This window comes from Haloarcula terrestris (assembly GCF_031624315.1).
GTDB lineage: Archaea > Halobacteriota > Halobacteria > Halobacteriales > Haloarculaceae > Haloarcula > Haloarcula terrestris.
Genome location: NZ_JAMQOM010000005.1, coordinates 112,486 through 132,768, shown reverse-complemented (window position 1 = coordinate 132,768; position 20,283 = coordinate 112,486). Strand labels below are relative to the sequence as shown.

At 59.9% G+C, this 20,283-nt stretch carries 17 protein-coding genes; 10 read left to right on the top strand and 7 right to left on the bottom strand.

The features are described from left to right. Positions 1-15: 15 nt before the first annotated feature. Positions 16-909 (bottom strand): bifunctional methylenetetrahydrofolate dehydrogenase/methenyltetrahydrofolate cyclohydrolase, encoded by an 894-nt coding sequence (locus tag NDI54_RS13680; protein WP_310896992.1) that lies wholly within the window; start codon positions 907-909, stop codon positions 16-18. A gap of 316 nt (positions 910-1,225) precedes the next feature. Here NDI54_RS13680 and pabB point away from each other — a divergent pair, with 316 nt between their 5' ends. Next, on the top strand, positions 1,226-2,737 hold the full coding sequence (gene pabB / locus NDI54_RS13675) for an aminodeoxychorismate synthase, component I (RefSeq protein WP_310896991.1): 1,512 nt from the start codon (positions 1,226-1,228) through the stop codon (positions 2,735-2,737). Continuing rightward, positions 2,734-3,306, top strand: a complete 573-nt coding sequence (locus NDI54_RS13670; RefSeq protein ID WP_310896990.1) for an anthranilate synthase component II — start codon at positions 2,734-2,736, stop codon at positions 3,304-3,306. Before pabB ends, NDI54_RS13670 begins: the two co-directional genes overlap by 4 nt. A 21-nt stretch (positions 3,307-3,327) precedes the next feature. Here the strand turns inward: NDI54_RS13670 and NDI54_RS13665 are convergent, their stop codons facing one another. Both NDI54_RS13665 and NDI54_RS13660 read right to left on the bottom strand, forming a co-directional pair. Continuing rightward, entirely contained in the window at positions 3,328-5,184 is a 1,857-nt protein-coding gene (locus NDI54_RS13665; RefSeq protein WP_310896989.1) for a BCCT family transporter, read from the bottom strand. A 93-nt stretch (positions 5,185-5,277) separates the two neighbouring features. Continuing rightward, entirely contained in the window at positions 5,278-6,528 is a 1,251-nt protein-coding gene (locus tag NDI54_RS13660; protein ID WP_310896988.1) for an NAD-binding protein, read from the bottom strand. Positions 6,529-6,700: 172 nt separating this feature from the next. Between NDI54_RS13660 and NDI54_RS13655 the strand changes: the two genes are divergently transcribed. Together NDI54_RS13655 and NDI54_RS13650 are read left to right on the top strand one after the other, a co-directional pair. Then, positions 6,701-7,111, top strand: a complete 411-nt coding sequence (locus NDI54_RS13655; protein WP_310896987.1) for an EamA family transporter — start codon at positions 6,701-6,703, stop codon at positions 7,109-7,111. Positions 7,112-7,211: 100 nt separating this feature from the next. Then, entirely contained in the window at positions 7,212-7,592 is a 381-nt protein-coding gene (locus NDI54_RS13650) for a Rid family detoxifying hydrolase (RefSeq protein ID WP_310896986.1), read from the top strand. A 25-nt stretch (positions 7,593-7,617) separates the two neighbouring features. Here the strand turns inward: NDI54_RS13650 and NDI54_RS13645 are convergent, their stop codons facing one another. Further along, the gene (locus NDI54_RS13645; RefSeq protein WP_310896985.1) at positions 7,618-7,887 is read right to left on the bottom strand and encodes a hypothetical protein; all 270 of its coding nucleotides are present in this window, start codon (positions 7,885-7,887) and stop codon (positions 7,618-7,620) included. A 161-nt stretch (positions 7,888-8,048) separates the two neighbouring features. Between NDI54_RS13645 and NDI54_RS13640 the strand changes: the two genes are divergently transcribed. The 6 genes from NDI54_RS13640 to NDI54_RS13615 all read left to right on the top strand — a co-directional run bounded on the left by NDI54_RS13640 (position 8,049) and on the right by NDI54_RS13615 (position 17,530). After that, entirely contained in the window at positions 8,049-9,572 is a 1,524-nt protein-coding gene (locus NDI54_RS13640) for an NADH-ubiquinone oxidoreductase-F iron-sulfur binding region domain-containing protein (RefSeq protein ID WP_310896984.1), read from the top strand. Then, complete coding sequence (fdhF, locus tag NDI54_RS13635; RefSeq protein ID WP_310896983.1) at positions 9,569-12,880, top strand: formate dehydrogenase subunit alpha; 3,312 nt, start codon at positions 9,569-9,571, stop codon at positions 12,878-12,880. Before NDI54_RS13640 ends, fdhF begins: the two co-directional genes overlap by 4 nt. A gap of 299 nt (positions 12,881-13,179) precedes the next feature. Beyond that, positions 13,180-13,599 carry a GlcG/HbpS family heme-binding protein gene (locus NDI54_RS13630; RefSeq protein WP_310896982.1) on the top strand — a complete coding sequence of 140 codons (420 nt, stop codon included), beginning with the start codon at positions 13,180-13,182 and terminating at the stop codon, positions 13,597-13,599. A 722-nt stretch (positions 13,600-14,321) separates the two neighbouring features. Continuing rightward, positions 14,322-15,296 carry an ABC transporter substrate-binding protein gene (locus tag NDI54_RS13625; protein ID WP_406600187.1) on the top strand — a complete coding sequence of 325 codons (975 nt, stop codon included), beginning with the start codon at positions 14,322-14,324 and terminating at the stop codon, positions 15,294-15,296. 365 nt (positions 15,297-15,661) lie between these two features. Continuing rightward, entirely contained in the window at positions 15,662-16,108 is a 447-nt protein-coding gene (locus tag NDI54_RS13620) for a universal stress protein (RefSeq protein WP_310896980.1), read from the top strand. A 381-nt stretch (positions 16,109-16,489) separates the two neighbouring features. Then, positions 16,490-17,530 (top strand): NAD(P)-dependent alcohol dehydrogenase, encoded by a 1,041-nt coding sequence (locus tag NDI54_RS13615; protein WP_310896979.1) that lies wholly within the window; start codon positions 16,490-16,492, stop codon positions 17,528-17,530. Here NDI54_RS13615 and NDI54_RS13610 read toward each other — a convergent pair. The 3 genes from NDI54_RS13610 to NDI54_RS13600 form a co-directional block, all read right to left on the bottom strand. Next, positions 17,522-18,292, bottom strand: coding sequence for an SDR family NAD(P)-dependent oxidoreductase (locus NDI54_RS13610; protein WP_310896978.1), 771 nt, complete (start codon positions 18,290-18,292; stop codon positions 17,522-17,524). The two genes, NDI54_RS13615 and NDI54_RS13610, sit on opposite strands and share 9 nt — an antisense overlap. A 74-nt stretch (positions 18,293-18,366) precedes the next feature. Continuing rightward, a complete protein-coding gene (locus NDI54_RS13605; protein WP_310896977.1) occupies positions 18,367-19,665 on the bottom strand; it encodes a TRAP transporter large permease in 1,299 nt (432 codons plus the stop codon). 51 nt (positions 19,666-19,716) lie between these two features. Then, positions 19,717-20,238 (bottom strand): TRAP transporter small permease, encoded by a 522-nt coding sequence (locus NDI54_RS13600; RefSeq protein WP_310896976.1) that lies wholly within the window; start codon positions 20,236-20,238, stop codon positions 19,717-19,719. Positions 20,239-20,283 lie beyond the last annotated feature (45 nt).

Here is a 20,283-nt window from a genome sequence, read left to right as displayed (position 1 = left end):
ACCAGCAGTCCCAGCCTACGGGAGCGAAATATCGATGCCTGACTGCAGGCTAGCCGCTTTCACGGTGTTGTACATCAGCATCGCGATAGTGAGCGGCCCGACGCCCCCCGGGACCGGGGTGATGGCGTCCGCTTTCGCTTTCGCGCTCTCGAACTCAACGTCACCAACGAGTTCGTATCCCTTGTCGTTGTCAGCGTCGACCCTGTTGATGCCAACATCGATGACGGTCGTGCCCTCCGAGAGCATCGACCCGTCGATCATTTCAGGCACGCCGGCGGCTGCGATGACGATGTCCGCGTTGCGGGTCTTGGCTGCGAGGTCGTCGGTCCGGGAGTGACAGACGGTTGTCGTCGCGTTCCCGCCTGATCCGTACTGCACGAGCAGGTTCGCCATCGGTTTGCCCACGATGTCCGAGCGACCGACGACGACGGCATCTTTCCCTTCCGTTTCGATACCGGTCTCGGCGAGTATCTTCTGGATCCCATGGGGTGTGCATGGTTTGTATCGAGCGTTGCCTGCGACGAGACGGCCGACGTTTTCAGGGTGGAATCCATCGACATCTTTCATCGGGTCGATCCGTTCCAACACGTCCCGCTTGTTTACGTGATCGGGAACGGGCATCTGCACGAGAATCCCGTGGACGGCCGGATCAGCGTTCAGTTCGTCGATGGTCTCAAACAGCGTTTCGGCCGGTTCGTCGGCGCTGATCTCGTGATGGAACCCCTCGATACCGATTTCTTCACAGGCCTTCTGTTTCATCGAGACGTAGGTCTCGCTGGCCCCATCGTCGCTCATCAGCACTGTCGCCAGCCCTGGTGTGACACCTTCGCTGACGAGTGTGTCCGTACACGCTGCGACACCATCTGTGATCTGGTCGCCGATCTCGTTACCGTCGATTATTGTGGTCATAGTTGCTGTGTTCGCTGTCGGCCCGGATTTTCCCGATTGTCCGCCGAAGGGGATCACACTGCGTCACGCTTGGCAGATGGGGCCAGACACGCGTTCGATACACGTCTCGGACCCTGCTAGCTTAGTCGGCAATGTGGAATAGTGCAGCCTTTGAAATAGCCCCTGCTATTCGTCCACTGAGCAACCACAAACGGACGGTATGTAAACAGTAATAGCGCCATTGGTAAGACGTACCGAAGGTTTTTGTCCGGACCCGTGAAACGTCTACATAACCATACTGGGGGGCATAGGCCTCTCGTTTAGGAGCGACTGCACGATGACCAACATTCGGTTCAGCACTGACGAGGAATCGTTCGTCGAAACTGCGAGGGCGGCACCGGACGGCGCTCGTGTGCCGGTCGAAGCGCGCGTCACAGTCACCGATCCGTTCGAGGCGTATCGGCGCGCACGGAGCGAGAACAGCGAGGGCTTTTACCTCGAAACGACTGGCGGGCAGTCCGGCTGGGGATACTTCGGTGTAGACCCAGTCGAACAGATCGAGGTAACACAGGACGCAACGCCCTCACGGGACGGAAGTAGCCCGAGTATCGAGACCATCGAAGAACTACTCGACCGTGAACACCTGGAACGGGGCGACTGTACGGTTCCGTACCCGTGTGGTGCCTTCGGCTGGCTATCGTACGACGTAGCCCGGGAGCTTGAGGATCTCCCGGAAACGACCGTTTCGGACGGGCTTCCACGGCTCCAGCTGGGCGTGTTCGACTGTGTCGCCGCCTGGGAGGAGCCACACGACGGGGCAGTCGAGATGCACGTGACGGCGTGTCCCATCGTTGATGGATCGCCTGAAGAAGCATACGAGCGCGGCCGTGAGAAGGCGTACAATTTAGCTCAAAACGCCATCGACGGTGAGACACACGTCCAGTCACAGCCGACTGCAGCGAGTCAGGCGACGTTCGAGAGCGAATGCGGCGAAGCGGCATTCGCCGAGCGCGTCCGACAGATAAAGCAATACGTCAGGGACGGCGACACGTTCCAGACGAACGTCTCACACCGCCTGACCGCTCCAGCGGCAGTCCATCCGGTCGACACCTTCGACGCTGTCCGTCGGGTGAACCCGGCCCCGTACTCGGCCCTGCTTGAGTTCCCCGGCGTCGACCTCGTCAGCGCCAGCCCGGAGCTGTTGTTAGATGTTGAAGACGACCAGTTGCTGACGGAACCCATTGCCGGCACCCGGCCGCGGGGCGCGACGCCGGCGGAAGACGAGGAACTGGAGGCAGACCTCTGTAGCGACGAGAAAGAGCGGGCGGAACACGCGATGTTGGTCGACCTCGAACGGAACGACCTCGGCAAGGTCAGCGAGTACGGGTCCGTCGATGTGGCTGAGTACCGCCGCGTCGACCGGTATTCGGAGGTAATGCACCTCGTGTCCCTCGTCGAAGGGGCGCTGCGTGACGGTGTGAGTATCGCTGATGCGGTGGCGGCGGTGTTCCCCGGCGGAACCATCACCGGCGCGCCGAAACCACGGACGATGGAGATTATCGACGAAGTGGAGCAAACCCGTCGCGGCCCCTACACCGGTAGCATCGGCGTGTTCGGCTTCGACGACCGAGCGACGCTAAACATCACCATCAGGACGCTGGTTCACTACGACGGCGAGTATCGGCTTCGCGTGGGAAGTGGCATCGTCCACGACTCCGTCCCGGAAGCAGAGTACCGGGAGACACTGGATAAGGCCCGCGCGCTCGTTACCGCCGTTGACGAGGCGCTCGGCGAACAGGGATCGTTCGCGGTCGAATCCACGACCGAACCGATGGAGGGGACGCGATGATACTCATCATCGACAACTACGATTCCTTTGCCTACAATCTCGTCCAGTACGTCGGCGAATTCGACGATGTCACCGTCCGCCGGAACGACGCGATAGATGTCGATGGCATCCGTGCCCTCGACCCGGACGGTATCATCGTCTCTCCGGGTCCCGGGACACCGGCGGACGCCGGCGTGTCTGTCGACGTGTTCGCCGAGACGGAGTACCCCGCACTGGGCGTTTGTCTGGGCCATCAGGCGCTCTGTGCGGCCCACGGCGCGCCTGTCGGCCACGCACCGGACGTGGTCCACGGGAAACCCTCGGAAGTCCGCCACGACGGGACGAGTCTGTACGACGGAATCACCGATCCCTTCGAGGTGGGCCGGTACCATTCGCTGGCTGTCGAGGCCACGGATCTCCCGGAGCCTCTGGAAGAAACGGCCCACACGAACGACGAGCAGGGTATCGTGATGGGCGTTCGCCACGTCGAGCGACCGCATATCGGCGTCCAGTTCCACCCGGAGAGCATCCTCACTGCCGCCGGCAAACAGATCGTCGAGAACTTCTGTACCGATATCGCCGGGGCCTGAGCAGGCCAGGAGACGGGCGGATCACTTCTCGTCGGGCGGATCGATGTCGTGGTGACCCTGAACGTGTGGGAACCGGTCGAGAACGCGTCGAACGACGGACGTATGGCCCTCTTCGTCTCTGTACCATGTCACGGTCAGTCCGCCCGCCGCCACGAGCGAAATTACGGCGAACGGTCCGCCGGTCAGGACAGCCAGTGCCTGTAGCGTCTCAGCGCCGCCCAGCAGCAACACTGAAACGCCGACCGAACCCTGAAAGACGCCCCAGAAGGCGATGTGTGGCATCGACGGTGCGAGTCCCCGGCGTGTTGCCAGCACCGAGACGACAAGCGTCGACGTGTCCGCAGAGGTGGTGATGAACACGACGATGAGCGCGAGAAACAGGAACATCAGGAGCTGTCCCAGTGGCAGCGACGCGAACAGGGGGAACCCAGCGACGGCCTCCGAGCCGCCGCGTTGCGCGATGACGGCGAGGATGTCGGCCTGTCCGGACTGCTGGACGAACAGCGACGTGCCACCCAGCAACAGGAACCAGACCATCGTCGCCGTTGAGGTGGCGACGACGGTCGTGAACACGACAGTCCTGACACGCCGACCGCGGGAGAGCGCGGCGACGAACAGTCCCGCGAAGGGAGCCCAGGAGAACCACCACGACCAGTTCCAGACCGTCCACTCGGCGACCCACTGTCCGCCCGTGTGGAGGCTCAGCGGAACGAACTCCAGCAGATAGGTCCCAACCGCCTGTGTGCCCTGTCGGAGGATGAACGACCGCGGACCCACGGCAACGATAAGCAGCGCGAACAGGCCGAACAGGACGACGTTGAGGCCGGCGATACGGCGGATGCCGCGGTGAATCCCGGTCACGCTGGAAACGACGAATATCAGCGTCAGTCCGCCGACGAACAGGACCGGTCCGAGGTCGCCCGCCGCCACGTCCCACTGGTAGTTGATACCGGCGAGGAACTGCTCGCTCACGAGTGCAACGGACGTGGCGATACCGCCGATAGTGGCGAAGACGGCCAGCGTGTCGACCAGTGTTGCCCATCTCGAGTCCAGTCCGTCAACGCCGAGAACCGGTGCTAACACCGTCGAGACGCGAAGCGGCGCGTCCCGCGTGAACGCGAAGTACGCTATCGGGACGCCCAGGACAGCGTACGCGCTCCAGGCCGAGATACCCCAGTGAAAGAGGGTGTACAGCAGCGCGCCGGTGACCGCGCCCGGGGACTGTGCGGTTGCGCCGACGTACGGTGGCGGCTGGTCGTAATGAAACAGGGCCTCTGTCGGCCCCCAGAACACCAGCCCGGCCGCGATGCCGGCGGTAAACACGAGCGTGAAGTACGTCGGATAGGTGTAGCTGGGCTCCGTGTCCGGACCGCCGAGTTTGATGTCGCCCCACGGACCCAGCAACAAGACCAGACAGTAACAGACGGAGAGAAAGACGGCGGCGAGAAACAGTGGGCCGCCAGTGCGTAACACCGTGGCTGCCGCGGCGTTGACGGCGCTCGTCGTCCGTGTCGGGAATGTCATCTGGAGCCCGAAGAACGCGACGAACACGAGGACCGGGAACGCGAGGATCGCCGGCTCGTGCTGTGTGAGGAACTCGCGGACGGCCTGCCGGGCATCGGTCTGGCGGACACGGAGGAGGACATCGGCCGCAGTCCGCTCAGTCTGGTCTTCTGAAAACGGAAGCAGCGCAATGTAACACAGCCCCGAACTGAAAAACACGAGCGCGATAGTGAGCCACGCCGGGCCGGTCACGGCTTCGCCGACCAGCGTCGGAAAAAAGAACCCCGCAAGCACGAGTGCCCCGGACGCGGCACAGAGTGGTACCAGTAGCCGGCCGACGAGCTCCGCAATACCACTGGCGTCCGAAGTGGCCATGCCTTGACATTTGGTACCGAATGCGTATATTACTATCCCACAGCCTGGCTCGCGTGGGTGGCACAGGCACCCCTCAAACGATATCGGGACGAATCACTCGGCACCGTCAGTCCTGCCCGCTTCGTCTCTCGGTCCGAGTCCGTCCAAGAGTGATTCTGTCTCTCCGCCGCCGAGTACCGACTGCCCCAGGAGCCGCCCGCCGATAGACCGGGGGTTGATGACCTCGTCGGCGCCGACAGTGCGGAACTTCTCGACGTGTTTCTCGTCGGTCGCCGCCGCGACGATACGGATGTCCGGATTGACGTTTTTCGTCGCTATAACTGCCAACACGTCGCGTGCGTCGTCGTTGCTCCCCACCACAACACCGCTTGCAGTTCCGACACGTGCGTCCCGAAGGACATCCTCGTCGGTGGGGTCGCCGGTGAGCAGATTCACACCTTCGCCCTGGAGCGACGCGACCGTTCCCTCGTCAGGCGTGACGACGACAACCGCCGTCTCGTCGCCGAGTTCCTCAAGCAGCGATGCCGTAACGTCTCCGTACCCGAGGACGACGATGTGGTCCTCAAGGAGTGTGAGTTCTGATGCAGTCATGACTCCGAACGCTGTCGCCATTCTGGATTCGATAGCCGGCCCGATGAGCGCGCCCACGGCGACGGTGAACGCGCCGGTCCCGAACAGGATGATCGAAAGCGAAAACCACCGTGCTTCCGCCGTCACCGGAGTGATATCACCGTATCCGACTGTTGCGATAGTGACGACGACGTAGTACACGGCATCGCCCCAACTGTCGAGTTCGAGAAACTGGCCCCGAAGTCCGTAGGCACCAACGGTCCCGTAGAGGACGACTCCGAAAATTGCCGACAGCGACGCGATCTGAATCGGCGAGAGATCGAGCGACTGGTCGAACCGGTGGCGGTTTCGGACGAGCAGGGGATACGTGAGCAGCGTCGTCACCAGTAGCGGGATGTCTGTGGGCTGCAACGTAGCAAGCGGCAGCAGTACCAGCCCGAGGAATACGACTGACGCCACGCGCCAGGCGAGTCGTTTGCGCCGCTGGAGGCCGACCGTCACGAGTCCAAGCACGAACGCGAACAGGACACCGCCGAACCGAACAACGGCCAGTGGCAAATCGACAGCTACTGACAGCGGGCCATCGAGTATCAACGGCGTCTGGCTGAGGTTCGAGAGCCCGGTTACGAACGCCAGGAGCGTGACGACGCCGGTCAGGACGACTGTCGGCTTCGCACCGGAGAACTCGTCCCAGTCGACGAACGGAACCCTGTCGGCCGGGTAGAACACGTCCTCTAGCGCCTTGTCCGTCGAATCTTCCGGCGCGTTAGCCATTACCACGGTCTTGTCGGAGTCGATATAAAAAACACGCGGCGAACAGGCGGCGAACTCAAGGGCTCGGGCTGTGTAGCATTGGCCAGATGTACCGATTATACGATTCAAAACATAGCTATATGCACGGCTTACCCGCATGGGACCGGGATCAATTCGCCCGAGGGCCAGACAGATGAACGCGGCCGTCCTGTTCGGGCTGGGGACGATGATCTCTTGGGGGTTCTGGATCGCGCTTGGCAATATCGCGTCGAGTACAATGGACCCCGAAACCGCGGCGTTCGTGTCGTATGCGACCGCGGCGGTCGCCACCGGCGTCTACGTCGTCGCGTCCGACGCCTCACTCGCAGTCACCAACCGCGGGCTGGTGTTCGCTGGGGCGGCTGGCATCGCGGCCGCCATCGGGGTCGTGTCGACGTTCATCGGCGTCACTGTCGGATCGACATCGGTCGTGTCAACCATCGGCGGGATGTACTTCATTACCGCCGCTGTCATCGGTATTATTGCCTTCGGGGAGTCAGTGACGCTGACGAAAGTCGCCGGCATCGGCCTGGCACTGACCGCGATTGTCATCATCAACCAGTGACTGACATCGCTTGGACACAACTAGTAAGCTCCGGAGAACGTTGTGCGAAAACGCCCCGATACGGCTGGGATTTATGCGATGGGGTCGGATAGGTCCGGGTATGAAGCGTGCAATCAGCACCGACGAGGCACCGGCCGCGGTCGGCGCGTACAGTCAGGCAACCACGAACGGCGATCTGCTCATCACCGCCGGACAGCTCCCGCTGACGACTGACGGCGAGCTGCTCGACGACGAGTCGGTCGCCGACCAGACACGACAGTGTCTCCGCAACGTCGAGGCGATTCTGGAGTCAGAAGGGCTCTCGCTGGACGACGTACTCAAGACGACCGTCTTCCTCGACGATATCGACGACTTCGACGAGTTCAACGAGGCCTACAGCGAGTTCTTCGAGTCGGAGCCGCCGGCCCGGAGCGCCGTCGGTGCGGGAGCAGTCCCGAAGGGCGCGGCCGTCGAAATCGAAGCTATCGCCACCACCGAGTAACCAACGGGCGGGTTCGGTCCCGGTTTTATCGCAGTTCCATTTGTTCGGCGCGCTCCGCCGCGAGGTCCGTGAGTTCGTCGACGCTACTGTCCGAGCGATCCGCGAGGACGCGCAGCAACATGCCGAGCTGTATCGTCGCCGCCTCGCGGAGTTCGGCCGCTTCCTCGGTGTCGTTGCCGAAGTAATACTCGTGGCGCCCGTCCTCGTGAATGATGCCGGTGTACGCCGAGCGAAGATCGTCCTCGGTGAGCGCGGCTGAGGCTTCCGATTTCACGTCTTGGAATCGCGGATTCATTGGTCCGTGTCCCCACTCACACTGCATCCACATTGTTGCAACGAAACTGTCACTGGACTCACCGTGTTATCGGAGCGATCTGTTGAGGGAGCCGTCTCTCATGGCTCGTCAGTGGGGTCCGCCAGGCTGGATTTTTAACCTTTCAGCACGACGCTCAATCTATGACACAGGAACGGTCGGCTCTCGCCCACACCACTGTCGTCCGCGTGGCGACAGGCGGGCGGCCGACGAGCGGGGACCGTGTCCTCACTGCGGCGCGTGATACGGCAGACTCGGTCCCGGTAGTCAGAACAGGACCGACAGGCCTCACAGCGATGACACCGCTACTGCTGCTTACGAGCGACGGCCGGACCGCGTTCTACGGTGACCCCGCGCCGTCAACCGTCCGCGAGGTGGTCGAGGAGTTAGAAAAAGGAGCCGTGCCGACGGCAGAGGCGGACGCCGTCGCCGAGCACGACCCTGGGACGGCGTCGCTTCCGAAGCCGGAGCGTGGACCGCTCGCAGTCGGTCGGCGCGACGTGCTGGGTCCCTGTGGTTGGGTGGCCCCGCTTTCCCCGGCCGACTGGTCGTTTGTCTCGACGGAACGGACAGCCGATGCGGCGACCGAGGTCGGTCTACTGGGCCGCGGCCGCGGGGACGCAGCCACCGACGACCCCGTCGCTGATGTCTGGGACACAACCAGAGCGGCCGATGGTGACCCGGTGGTCGTCTGCAACGCCAACGACGCTAGCGACCGCCCGGCCGCCGACGGCACGCTCCTGTCAGGCGCACCGATGGCGGTCCTCGACGGGATAGCCGCTGTCGCCGAGTACGTGAACGCCGCCGACGCCGTCATCTACGTGAACGAGGCCGAGACGGAACTGCATCAGGGACTCCGTGAGGCGATCGACGCGGCTGCCGACACCCTGCCCGTCGTGCCACAACTGGTGGCCGGACCTGACGAGTTCCGAGCGAGTGAACCGACGGCCGCACTCGAAGCGCTGGAAGGAGCCGACCGCGTCGAACCGCGACTCCAGCCGCCGTCGCCGGCCAAGCGCGGCCTGTACGGTCGCCCAACAGTCATTCACACCCCGCGTACGTTCGCGCACGTCCAGCGAGCCATCGACGACCCAGGAAGCATTGACGCCGACGCCACGGACCCCGGCACACGTATCGTCACCGTCGCCGGTGACGTGGCCGACCCGGCGACAGTCGAACTCGGGCCCAGCGGGAGCCTCGCAACTGCCCGCGAGACAGTCGAGCTGGACGGCCCATTCAAGATGGCCTGCGTCGGCGGCGTCCTCGGTGGCATCACCCGGAGCCTCGATATCGCACCGACCGCTCAGTCCCTTCGAGCGGCGAACTTGGGGACTGACGGCGTCGTCGAACTGTTCGATAGTGACCGGTGTGCCGTCGAGACAGTCGGCCAGCGCGCCCGGTTTGCCTCCCAGGAGAACAGCGGCCGCTGTGTCCCCGGGCGCGAAGGGACGAAACAGCTCACCGAACTGCTGCGTGACGTATATGACGGCTCCTTTGAGAGCGACAAGATACGCGAACTCGGCCGTGTGATGCGCGAGTCGAGTAACTGCCAGATAGGCGCACACGCGCCGCGCCCGGTAACCACCGCCATCGACGAGTTCGAACCCGAGTTCCGCGCTCACACGAACGGCCGCTGTCCCAGCGGCACCTGCACGGAGAAACTATGAGCACTGACAAATCGATCCCACGCGTTCCAGACCTGCACGACCCACAGCCGGAGACACCAGTCACCACGGAGTTCGAGACCGGCACCGCCAACGACCCCGATGTCGGAACAGACAGTGACGACCCGTCGACGCTTACCGTCGACGGCGAATCAGTCACTGTCGCCCCGGGGTCGACCATCATCGACGCCTTGCAGGACCTCGACGACGACATCGTCAGCGTCGACCCCGGTGCCGACGGCGTCGAAGACGACGCCGACGTGCCGGCACTGTGTTACTACGACCGCGACGGCGACTGTAGCGACGAAATCGGCCCACGAAGCGAGTGTCGCACCTGCATGGTCGAAACCGAACAGCACGGCCTCGTGCCGTCGTGTTCGTTCCCCGCCGAGGACGGCCTCTCCGTCTCGACGGACACGCCCGACGCCGAGGAGGCCCGTAGCGTCAATCTCGACCTCGTGCTGTCGAACCACAACCTTCGGTGTACTACCTGCAACGGCAACGGCCGCTGTGAGTTGCAGGACGCCGCCATCAGCGAGGATGTCGACCACCCCCGGTACGGCGTCTTCGACGAGCGCGACCAGTACGAACCCATCGACGACACCTCTTCGTTTATCCAGATCGACCGCAACAAGTGCATCCTCTGTAACCGCTGTGTCGACGCCTGCAACGACGTGCAGGTCGAGGGCGTCCTCCGAATCGAGGGCCACGGCGAGGACACCCGCATCGGCTTCCAGTCCGACGCCGAGACGATGCACGACTCGGAGTGTGTCTCCTGTGGGCACTGTGCGACAGTGTGTCCGACCGGCTCGCTGACCGAGAAGGGTATCGACGGCGTGGCGACGCTTCCACTGCCGGGATTCACGCAACGGAACTCGATCGGGACCGTCATCGAACACGAGGACGTGGAAACGATCGACGACACAACCGCCCCCAACCGCGCGTTCGAGCCCGGCGATCCGAGAGCGGCGAAAGGGAAAACCGGCCTCGCCAAGTTCGCGTCAGCGGCGAAACGGCGGGCCGGCGACATCGCCAAAGACTACGGCAAAAAGGCGTTCCTCGCCGGGGAGCACACCGCCGAGAGCATCGCGGCGAACACGATGCCAGAGGGCCGGCTGTTCGACATCGCCAGCGTGGTCAGCGACTACCGCCTCTCGAAAATCGACAAGCAGGAGACGACTTGCGGGTTCTGTGCCGTTGGCTGCCGCTTCGAGATGTGGGGCAAAGACGGCGACTCACTCGGCGTCGTCCCTGTCGACGACCCCGATGACGCGCCCGCGAACAACTTCTCGACCTGCGTGAAAGGGAAGTTCGGCCACGAGTTCGCCAACAGCAAACAGCGGGTCACCGAGCCGCTCATCCGCAACGACGACGGCGAACTCGAACCAACGAGCTGGGACGAGGCGCTCGATTACGTCGCCGAGCGCTTCACCGAGATTCAGGACGACCACGGCATCGATTCGCTGGGCTGTCTGGCTTCCTCGAAGGGCAGCAACGAGGAGGCGTACCTCGTCCAGAAGTTCGCCCGGCAAGTGCTTGGCACGAAGAACATCGACAACTGCGCGCGGCTGTGTCACTCATCGACAGTTGCGGCACTCCAGCAGACGCTTGGCTACGGCGCGATGACCAACCGCATCAACGAGGACATCGGCGAGGCCGACGCCTACCTCATCAGCGGCTCCAACACGACCGAATCTCACCCGGTGCTTGCCACGCGAATCAAGCAGAACGTCCGGGACGGGGCCGACCTTGTCGTGTTCGACCCACGGAAGATCGGCATCGCCGAACACGCCGACCAGTACACCCGGACCAACCCCGGCTACGATGTGGCCTGGCTCAACGGTCTGATCCGGTACATCATCGAACACGACCTCCACGACGAGGCCTTCATCGAGCGCAACACGAAGAACTTCGAGGAAGTCAAGGAGAAGGTTCAGGCGTTCACGCCGGAGAAAGTCGAGGAACTGGCGGGCGTCTCGCCCGAGGAACTCGCCTCGGCTGCCGAGACGCTCGCCGACGCTGACAGCGTCGTCTTTGGCTGGGCGATGGGGATGACCCAGCAGAGCCACGGCACGGAGAACCTCATCGCGATGGCCGACCTTGCGCTTGTGCTGGGCCAGGTCGGCAAGCCCGGAGCCGGTCTCTCGCCGTTCCGCGGCCAGAACAACGTCCAGGGCGGCGGTGGCGACATGGGTACCCTGCCCGGCAGTCTCCCGGGCTATCAGGACCCCGCAGACGACGAGGTCGGCGAGAAGTTCGCCGACGCGTGGGGCGAGCGACCGCCCGAAGAACCCGGCCTGAAAGTGCCGGAGATGCTCGCCGAGGCCCACGCTGGGAATCTCCGTGGGATGTACGTCGTCGGTGAGAACCCCGCCCTCTCCGAGCCGGATATCCAGCACGCCGGGGAGGCGCTGGAAGACATGGAGTTCCTCGTCGTGCAGGACATCTTCATGACCGAGACCGCAGACTACGCCGACGTAGTGTTGCCCGCTGCCACGTCGCCGGAGAAACACGGCACGTTCACGAACACTGAGCGACGGGTCCAGCGGGTCCGGCCCACGTCTGAACCGCCGGGCAAGGCCCGCCAGGACTGGGAGATCACGCAGGCACTGGCGCGTCGTCTCGGATACGAGTGGGACTACGACCACCCACGCGAGGTCATGGACGAAATCAACTCGCTTGCGCCCATCTACGGCGGGGTGACGTACGACCGCCTCGAATCGGGCGACGAGCACGGGTTGCAGTGGCCTTGCTGGGACGAGGACCACGAAGGCACGCCGTACCTCTATGACTACGAGGAGGGGAACTTCAACTTCGAGGACGGGAAAGCCCGCTTCGTTCCAGCGGACGGCGGCCACCCCGGCGAGATTCCCGATGAGGAGTTCCCGCTGACGCTCACCTCCGGGCGCGTGCTGTATCACTGGCACACGGGTCAGATCACCCGCCGCGTCGAGGGGCTGATGAGCCACGTCGGCGAGAGCTTCGTCGAGGTCCATCCCGAGACGGCCGAGAAGCTCGGCATCGCCGACGGCGAGTACGTCCGCGTTGAGTCCCGCCGGGGCGACATCGTCGTCAAAGCGCAGGTTACCGACCGCGTGGGTCCGGGAACCCTGTTCATCCCGATGCACTTCGCAGCGGGCGCGGTGAACAAGCTCACCGGCGAAACGTTCGACCCCACGGCCGGCATTCCGGAGTATAAGGTGTCCAGCGTCCGCGTGGAAGTGCTTGGACCGGACACGGACGAGACGGTGCTCCGGACGCCAGACGCCGGTGGGAAACAGATTCGGAAGCGAGGCGCAAGCGACGACTGAACCGACCCGCCTGCTTTCGGAGTACTGCTATTTCAGGTCCGATGTTGGGGTCACGCCTCGAAAGTACCCACAGATATAGTTACTACAACTACAATTTCAGCGATAACTGCTGATTTATCCTCAGTAGTAATTCTAAACAATCATATTTATTACCACTTGTGCTAGCCGACTCCCCGCCAATACCGCTTTAGCCATTAAAAGGAGCGAAACGACCTGAAAGCCCTATTTCGTCATGCTCCAGTGCGTCTTACAGCCGGTATGACTGCCTTTTTATATCTACCTGCCAACACATCATCCGCATGGTCGAATCCATCCCGCTTGCGACCGCAACGGAACTGATTGAAGCAGCAGAAGAGAAAGCCACCGAGATCGAGAACCCGATGGTCATCACAGTCGCTAACAGCGAAGGAAACCTCGTCGCACAACACCGCATGGACGGGGCCTGGCTTGCGTCTGTAAGCATCTCGCGCAACAAGGCCTACACTGCGGCGGCGCTCGAAACACCGACACACGAACTGGCCGAGCCATCGGAGCCCGGAAATTCGCTGTACGGGTTACAGAACACCGATGACGGACAACTCGTGATTTTCGGTGGCGGCTACCCGCTCGAACAAGACGGAGAGATCGTCGGAACCATCGGTGTATCCGGCGGTGCAGTGGCCCAAGACCGAACGGTCGCAGAGGCCGGCGTCGAGCGATGGACGGAACTCACGGAGTAAGCAACTCCCCGTCAGTCACGCACGATACGCGACCGGTCGACCCGCGATAGTATCGAGGTGTCCAACGAGCGACACCGTCACCAAGTCGAATACTGTTTCACCGTGTTTGGCGCTTCCGTAGGTGAATCCCGTAGTTTGCGTTATTTTTCGTCGCCTCGATGTGCCGCTGAACCCCATCTCTATCGGAACTGGGCAAGCTGTCGCCCCGAACCTATGTGCGAACTGAAACCAATGTCCGAGCCAGTCACCAATATCGACTGTTCTAGGATCAAGACGGAGTAATACAAGCACGCATTCGACGATATACTAGAGTATTATGGTATCTGAGTTTATTTACCGATAAGGTATCCACACTCTCTTTTTGAATATAACTACATCTTCCCAATACTGCACTGACTCCCGAGCACGCTGGCACTCCCTACGCTGGTGAAGGGGCTCTCATTGCTGAGTTAGGTCGGCCTAAAGTTCGGAACTGTTTTGTATTGTTAGGGAGACCTAAAAATATGCCAGGCGATTCCAACGGTCCACAGGTATTGACGCGGCGTGATTGTTTGAAGTACGGCGGGACAATTATCGGTAGCGGTCTGCTTGCAGGCTGTTCGGGTACTTCCCAGTCAGGGCAGGACGCTACAGGGTCACCCGTTCCTTCGTCACAGACAGGCAACTCGGAAACGGATGCCGGGACCGAATCTGAGGGGTCATACACTGTTGCAATGGAACCAATGGGTCCAGTCGAGTTCGACGGACCACCTGAGCGATGGACCGCATTATTACCGACTTTCGCGGATATGGCGTTTGCACTCGGCGGTGGACAGACACTCGGCATTCAGAATCACGATCGGTTTGCGAACGAGGTCTTCGAAAACCTTCCTGAGGTAGAGTTCCAGGCGGATGAGATCATGGAACTCGTCGGAGACGGTGTGAGCAAGGAAGCGTTCTATAAAATGGATGCGGATGTCCATTTCATAGACCCACATATTCTGCGACTCTGGTATGACTGGGATCAGGCTGATATCGATGAGGTTACCGAAAATCTCGGTCCGTTCTTTGGGAATTTCATCCGTCGACACAGTGACGACTGGCACGATTACCGCTACTACAGCCTGTATGAGGCCTTTGGAGTGATGGCTGAGGTCTTTCAGGCACAGGAGCGCTACCAAGCATTCGTTGACCTCCACGAGCGGATGCGCACGTTGATCAATGAAAGCCTGCCGCCGGCCGACCAGCGACCGACTGCCTTACTGATCTTCCCAGCGGACGGATCGGGGTTCCAATTCTATCCGTTCCGGTTTGATGATGGCGGAGTCAGCACCAAGCAGTGGCGCGAACTCGGTCTGACCGATGCACTTGCAGCGACGGATGTAGGACACTATAGTTTCTCTGACAGGGGGACACTCGATCTGGAAGCCTTGATTGAAATCGATCCCGAGATACTGTTAGTGCGAAATCACGGCGGAGCGTCCGAGTCTGAGTTCCAAGCGGAAGTCGTCGAGCCATTGCAATCAGAGGACGGATCTAACGGTGTACAGGCAGTTCAGGACGGTAATATATACAATGCTGGCTATCTCGATCAGGGACCAATTATCAATTTCTACCACACTGACCGTGCGGCGAAGGATATCTATCCGGATTCGTTCGAGGATGTGACGTTGTTCGACCGTGAACGCGTGGCGGAAATCGTTCAGGGGAATATCTGAGACACAGTATCGACCGGGGCATTGTTCGTTTGCAGTCCAGGCGTCCCGCTCTGGGTTTCTCGACGAAACAGTTCGTGTAGCTGGTGAGGATACGCTCCCTCTCAGGGAATAGTTGTCGCCAACGGGGACAAGAAGCGGGTCCGGACGGCGGCCCTTTGTTACATCAACCGCGGCATCAAGGATAGTGTTCTACATTGCTGGCCGACGGTCCTGAACCTACCGGCAGCCAAAACTCCGGGCCGTGGTGGGGTGACAGGACATCCACTGAGTTGATGGGCACCACTCGTTAACACGGGTACCGTTATAATAACTCAATCTCAGTACGACCGTATAAATTATGTATACTGGCGCGTTCATACCAAGGTATGGGTACGATAGTAGTCGTATTAGATAGTGATACCCCAAATGAACAGTTACTCAACGCAGCAAAAACATATGCGACAGGTACCGAAACAGAAGTTTTGCTGTGTCGAGTCGTTGACCGGGATCAGTACGAGGATGAAGTTCTGACCAAAGCCGAAGCCAGAAAACGTGGTGACAGTATCGAGGACATAGAATCCAAAGCAGAAGCTGAAGCTACCGAGATCGGCGCGGAGTACTTTGGCGATGAAGTTCAGTACGAATCACTCGGAGTTGTTGGGACAATACCTGAAGATATTCTGGAAATTGCCGAGAAGTGGGACAGTGACCACGTCTTTACGACTGGCAAAAAACGGTCTCCGACCGGGAAGATGCTCTTTGGTGATCAGGCACAAAAGCTGGTACTTGATTTCGATGGCCCGGTCACGATCATCACAGAACCTGCTGAGTGAGTGCCCTTCCTTACACATCCTGACGCTCGGTTGTTTAGGACGGTAATCACCGGATGGTCTTGGGGTGGCCGGTTGCCAAAACGTCTCTTAACTATAGTAGCCATTGAAAATCAATGCACACCTGATCGCACGACAGCAGTGCGATCAGTGTGTAACTCGTTTCAATTGTTACTATAGGGCTGTGACTCACATGCTCCGTATCGCTGCGATACTCTACTTTTCAACCAAACTTACGAGACCGCCCCATATCACACGATATCATTAATCCACACTTGAGGGGGCGAGAATAATTCGTTCTTGTCTGGTATTTATTTCAAGACCTATACTATCAGATAGTACACGCCACCCAAAGTTTAAATATTTGTTCGTCAATTTCGAACTATGCGAACATGTGTTCTCTCCGATGTTGGGGAGCTTAGCGTAGTTGAGCGGGAACAGCCGAGTCTCGATCCGGATGAAGTACTCGTCCGTATCAGCCGTGTCGGTATTTGTGGATCTGACCTCCACTATTACCAGCACGGAGAAAATAGCGGTAACGTCGTTGACTTCCCTCACGTGCTGGGACACGAATCTTCGGGGACTGTTGTAGAAGTCGGAAGCGATGTCTCGACCGTGTCCATCTCGGACCGAGTCGCCATTGAGCCGGGCATTCCCTGTGGGGACTGTTCGTACTGCAACGGCGATAGCACGTACCACCTCTGTGAGCAGATGGAATATATGTCCTCGCCACCGGTTGATGGGGCGCTAACGGAATACGTCGCGTGGCCGGCCGATCTCGTCTACACACTGCCGGAAGGCGTCTCGCTACGCGAAGGGGCACTTGCCGAACCGCTAAGCGTTGCCATTCATGCCTGTGATCGAGGGAACGTCTCCGACGGTGACACAGTTCTCGTCACCGGTGGTGGTCCCATCGGACAGCTCGTCTCGGAAGTCGCCCTTGATCGAGGCGCAGAGGTCATTCTGACCGATGTTGTCCCGGAAAAACTGGAGTTGGCTGAGCAGCGAGGCGTGGACCACACCGTTGATGTCTCCACTGAAGATCCAGTTGCTGCGATCCAAGAGTATGTCGATGGTCACGGTGTCGATATCGTCTTGGAGAGTTCGGGCGCAAACAGTGCGATTGAGATGACAACTGAAACCACCAAACGAGGGGGGAGTATCGTCTTTGTGGGGATTCCGATAGATACGGACCTCCCAACAGATGTCATTGGCCTGATTACCGATGAATACGACCTGTACGGGTCGTTCCGATTTAGCAATACGTACCCAGAGGCTATCGAAGGAATACGGGCGGGTCGCTACAACGTAGATAGTATCGTGAGTTTCGAGCAGTCGCTCGCCGAAACACAGGCAGCATTTGACAGGGCGATAGAACCAGAGAGCGTGAAAGGCGTTGTCCGTCTCAGCGATGAGTCAGAGTGAACTGTCGTCGTAGCCACCGTCAATCTTCAGCGTTTCACCGGTCGTGAACGAGGCCGCATCACTGGCGAGATACACTGCAGCACCGGCAATTTCATCTGGTTGTGCAACCCGTTCGAGCGGCGTTCGCTCGTCGATCTTTGCACGCAGTTCGGTCCCCTTTTCGAAGGCATCGCCAGCAAGCGGTGTTTCGACAAACCCTGGCTCTATCGCGTTGACACGGATCTCCGGGCCGAGGTCGGCGGCTGCCGAGCGGGTGAGGCCGTTGACACCACTTTTCGCGGCACAGTACGCGGGCCGCTGTTCTCGGGCTTGTCCAGCGGACATGGACGAGATATTGATGATGCTCCCAGTATCCATTTCGCGCCCGAACACCTGACACGCACGGAAGACACCGGTGAGGTTGGTATCGATATCCAGGTCCCACTCCTCACTTTCCATCTCGGTTATCGGTGCCTTCCCGACGGAGCCAGCCGAGTTAACCAGGATATCGATGTCACCCAGCTCGGCAGCGGCCTCAGTGTAGAGCCGTTCGATGGATGCCATCTCGCGCACGTCACAGGTGACTGCCACCGTTTCTGCACCATGGGATCGCAGCTCCGCTGCCATCGCTTCCACGGCCTCCTCATCGCGGCTTGATGCGACGACGTTTGCCCCATCGTTTGCGAATGCTAACGCGATTGCACGACCGATACCACTCGTTCCGCCGATAACTACTGCGTTCTTGTCTTCGACACTGACAGTAGGCGTCGCTGAGTCAGTCATACACTGATTCCAACTGGTGCCCACGTCCTTATTCTTACGGTTACCCTCTCGTCGGGAAAAATAGCGCCGGGAACTCAGAGAAGTCCCATCGCTTTCGGGAGCCACAGAACGATAGCCGGGAATACAATTGCGAGAATGAGTGCCACGAGGAGTGGGATATAGAACGGAATCATATTCCGCGTAATCCGTTCGAGTGAGACACCAGTAACGGCGTTAAGGACGAACAGAATGACGCCGAACGGCGGCGTTAGCAACCCGATCATCAACGTGATGATCATCACAACGCCGAAATGAATCGGGCTTATCGCCGTCTGTTCGATGACTGGCAGGAAGACCGGAGTGAGAATCGTGATAGCTGCGATAGTCTCCAGCATCAGGCCGACGATGAACAGCACACCAGCGATCAACAGGAGGATGATGAGCGGATCGGTCGAGACTGTTGTGACCGCCTCTGCCAGGACCTCCGGTAGCTGTGCTCGCCTGATGAGAAACCCGTACAGAGCAGCAGCAGCGACGATGAACGTAAGCGACGCAGTTCGTGTCATCCCATCGTTGAACGATTCCACCAGTTCCTCAATGCTAAGCGAATCGTAGAAGAGCGTCCCAATAAGTAGCGTGTAGAACAGCGCGATAGCGCCTGCCTCTGTGGCTGTAAACAAGCCACCCAAGATACCGCCGATAATGAGAATCGGCGTTCCCAGTGCCGGGAGCGCACGGTATCCTGTTTTGGCGATTTCGCCAAGGGACCACCAGTCACCGCGTTCATAGCCACGTTTGTTCGCATAGATGGTACAGAGAACCATCAGGCCAAGTCCCATAATGAGCCCTGGAACGAGGCCCGCGATGAACAAGGTCCCGATAGAGACCTGTGCGATAACCCCATAGATGATAAGTGGAACACTCGGGGGAATGATCGGACCGATAATCGATGACGATCCCGTGACCGCAACACTGAATCCTTCATCATACCCCGCATCACGCATTGCCCGGTATTCGATAGCACCGAGCCCGGCTGCATCAGCCGCTGCTGTCCCGGTCATACCCGAGAAGATGATGCTCGCCACGATATTGACGTGGGCCATTCCACCTCGAATCGGTCCGACAATTGCCTTCGCGAAGTCAAAAATAACGTCGGTAAGACCGAGTGAATTCATCAATAGGCCGGTCTGGAGGAACAGTGGAATCGCCAGTAGGACGAAGGAATTGCTTCCACTGACCATCGTTTGGGCCACAAGCAGTGGTTCGAACGGAATCGATGTCGTCCACATTAGGATGAGGCTTGTCAGTCCCAGCCCGTAGACGACGGGGACTTCGATGAGATAGAGTCCAAGCAGTATCCCCACAAAGAGAGTTAGCAGGACGATATCTTCCATTACGCCGCCACCTCTGTTGTGCTATACATCTCGCAGTCTTCACCGAGTTTCTCAATTTTCATCTTCAGTCCCCTGTTTGCTATCTCCCACGAGATCATCCGGTGACATGACTACTGCCCACAGGTCACGGATACTGTAAACGGCAATGATGATTCCACCAATAACCACTGGGACGTAAAGCCACGCCTGCGTGAACGGTGGATGAGTCGGTAACGCTCCGATAACAGAGCCCTGGTTCTGTAGATACAGCGGGTATGCTCCCGAAACGAGAACTGAAATAAAGACCAGGACAAGTACCGACTGAATCCCGGCAAGAACCCGTACTTTGTTGTCCGAAAGCCGGGAAGACAGCAGGTCCAGGGAGATGTGCTCACGCTTGCCGCTTGCAACTGCGGCACCGATAAACGTGATATACACGAGCAGCATCTGTGAGAGATTGACAGTCCACGGCAGGCTACTGCCAATGATTGATCCGATCACCCACCGAGTCAGTATCTGCAACCCGACGACTAGTATCATCAGCGTGTACAGAGACAGGGCTGCGATCGTGACAGCCCGGTCTACGTACCGCATTGGTCCCGATTTAGTACTATGCTCAACCATAATTCAGTGTTTCCA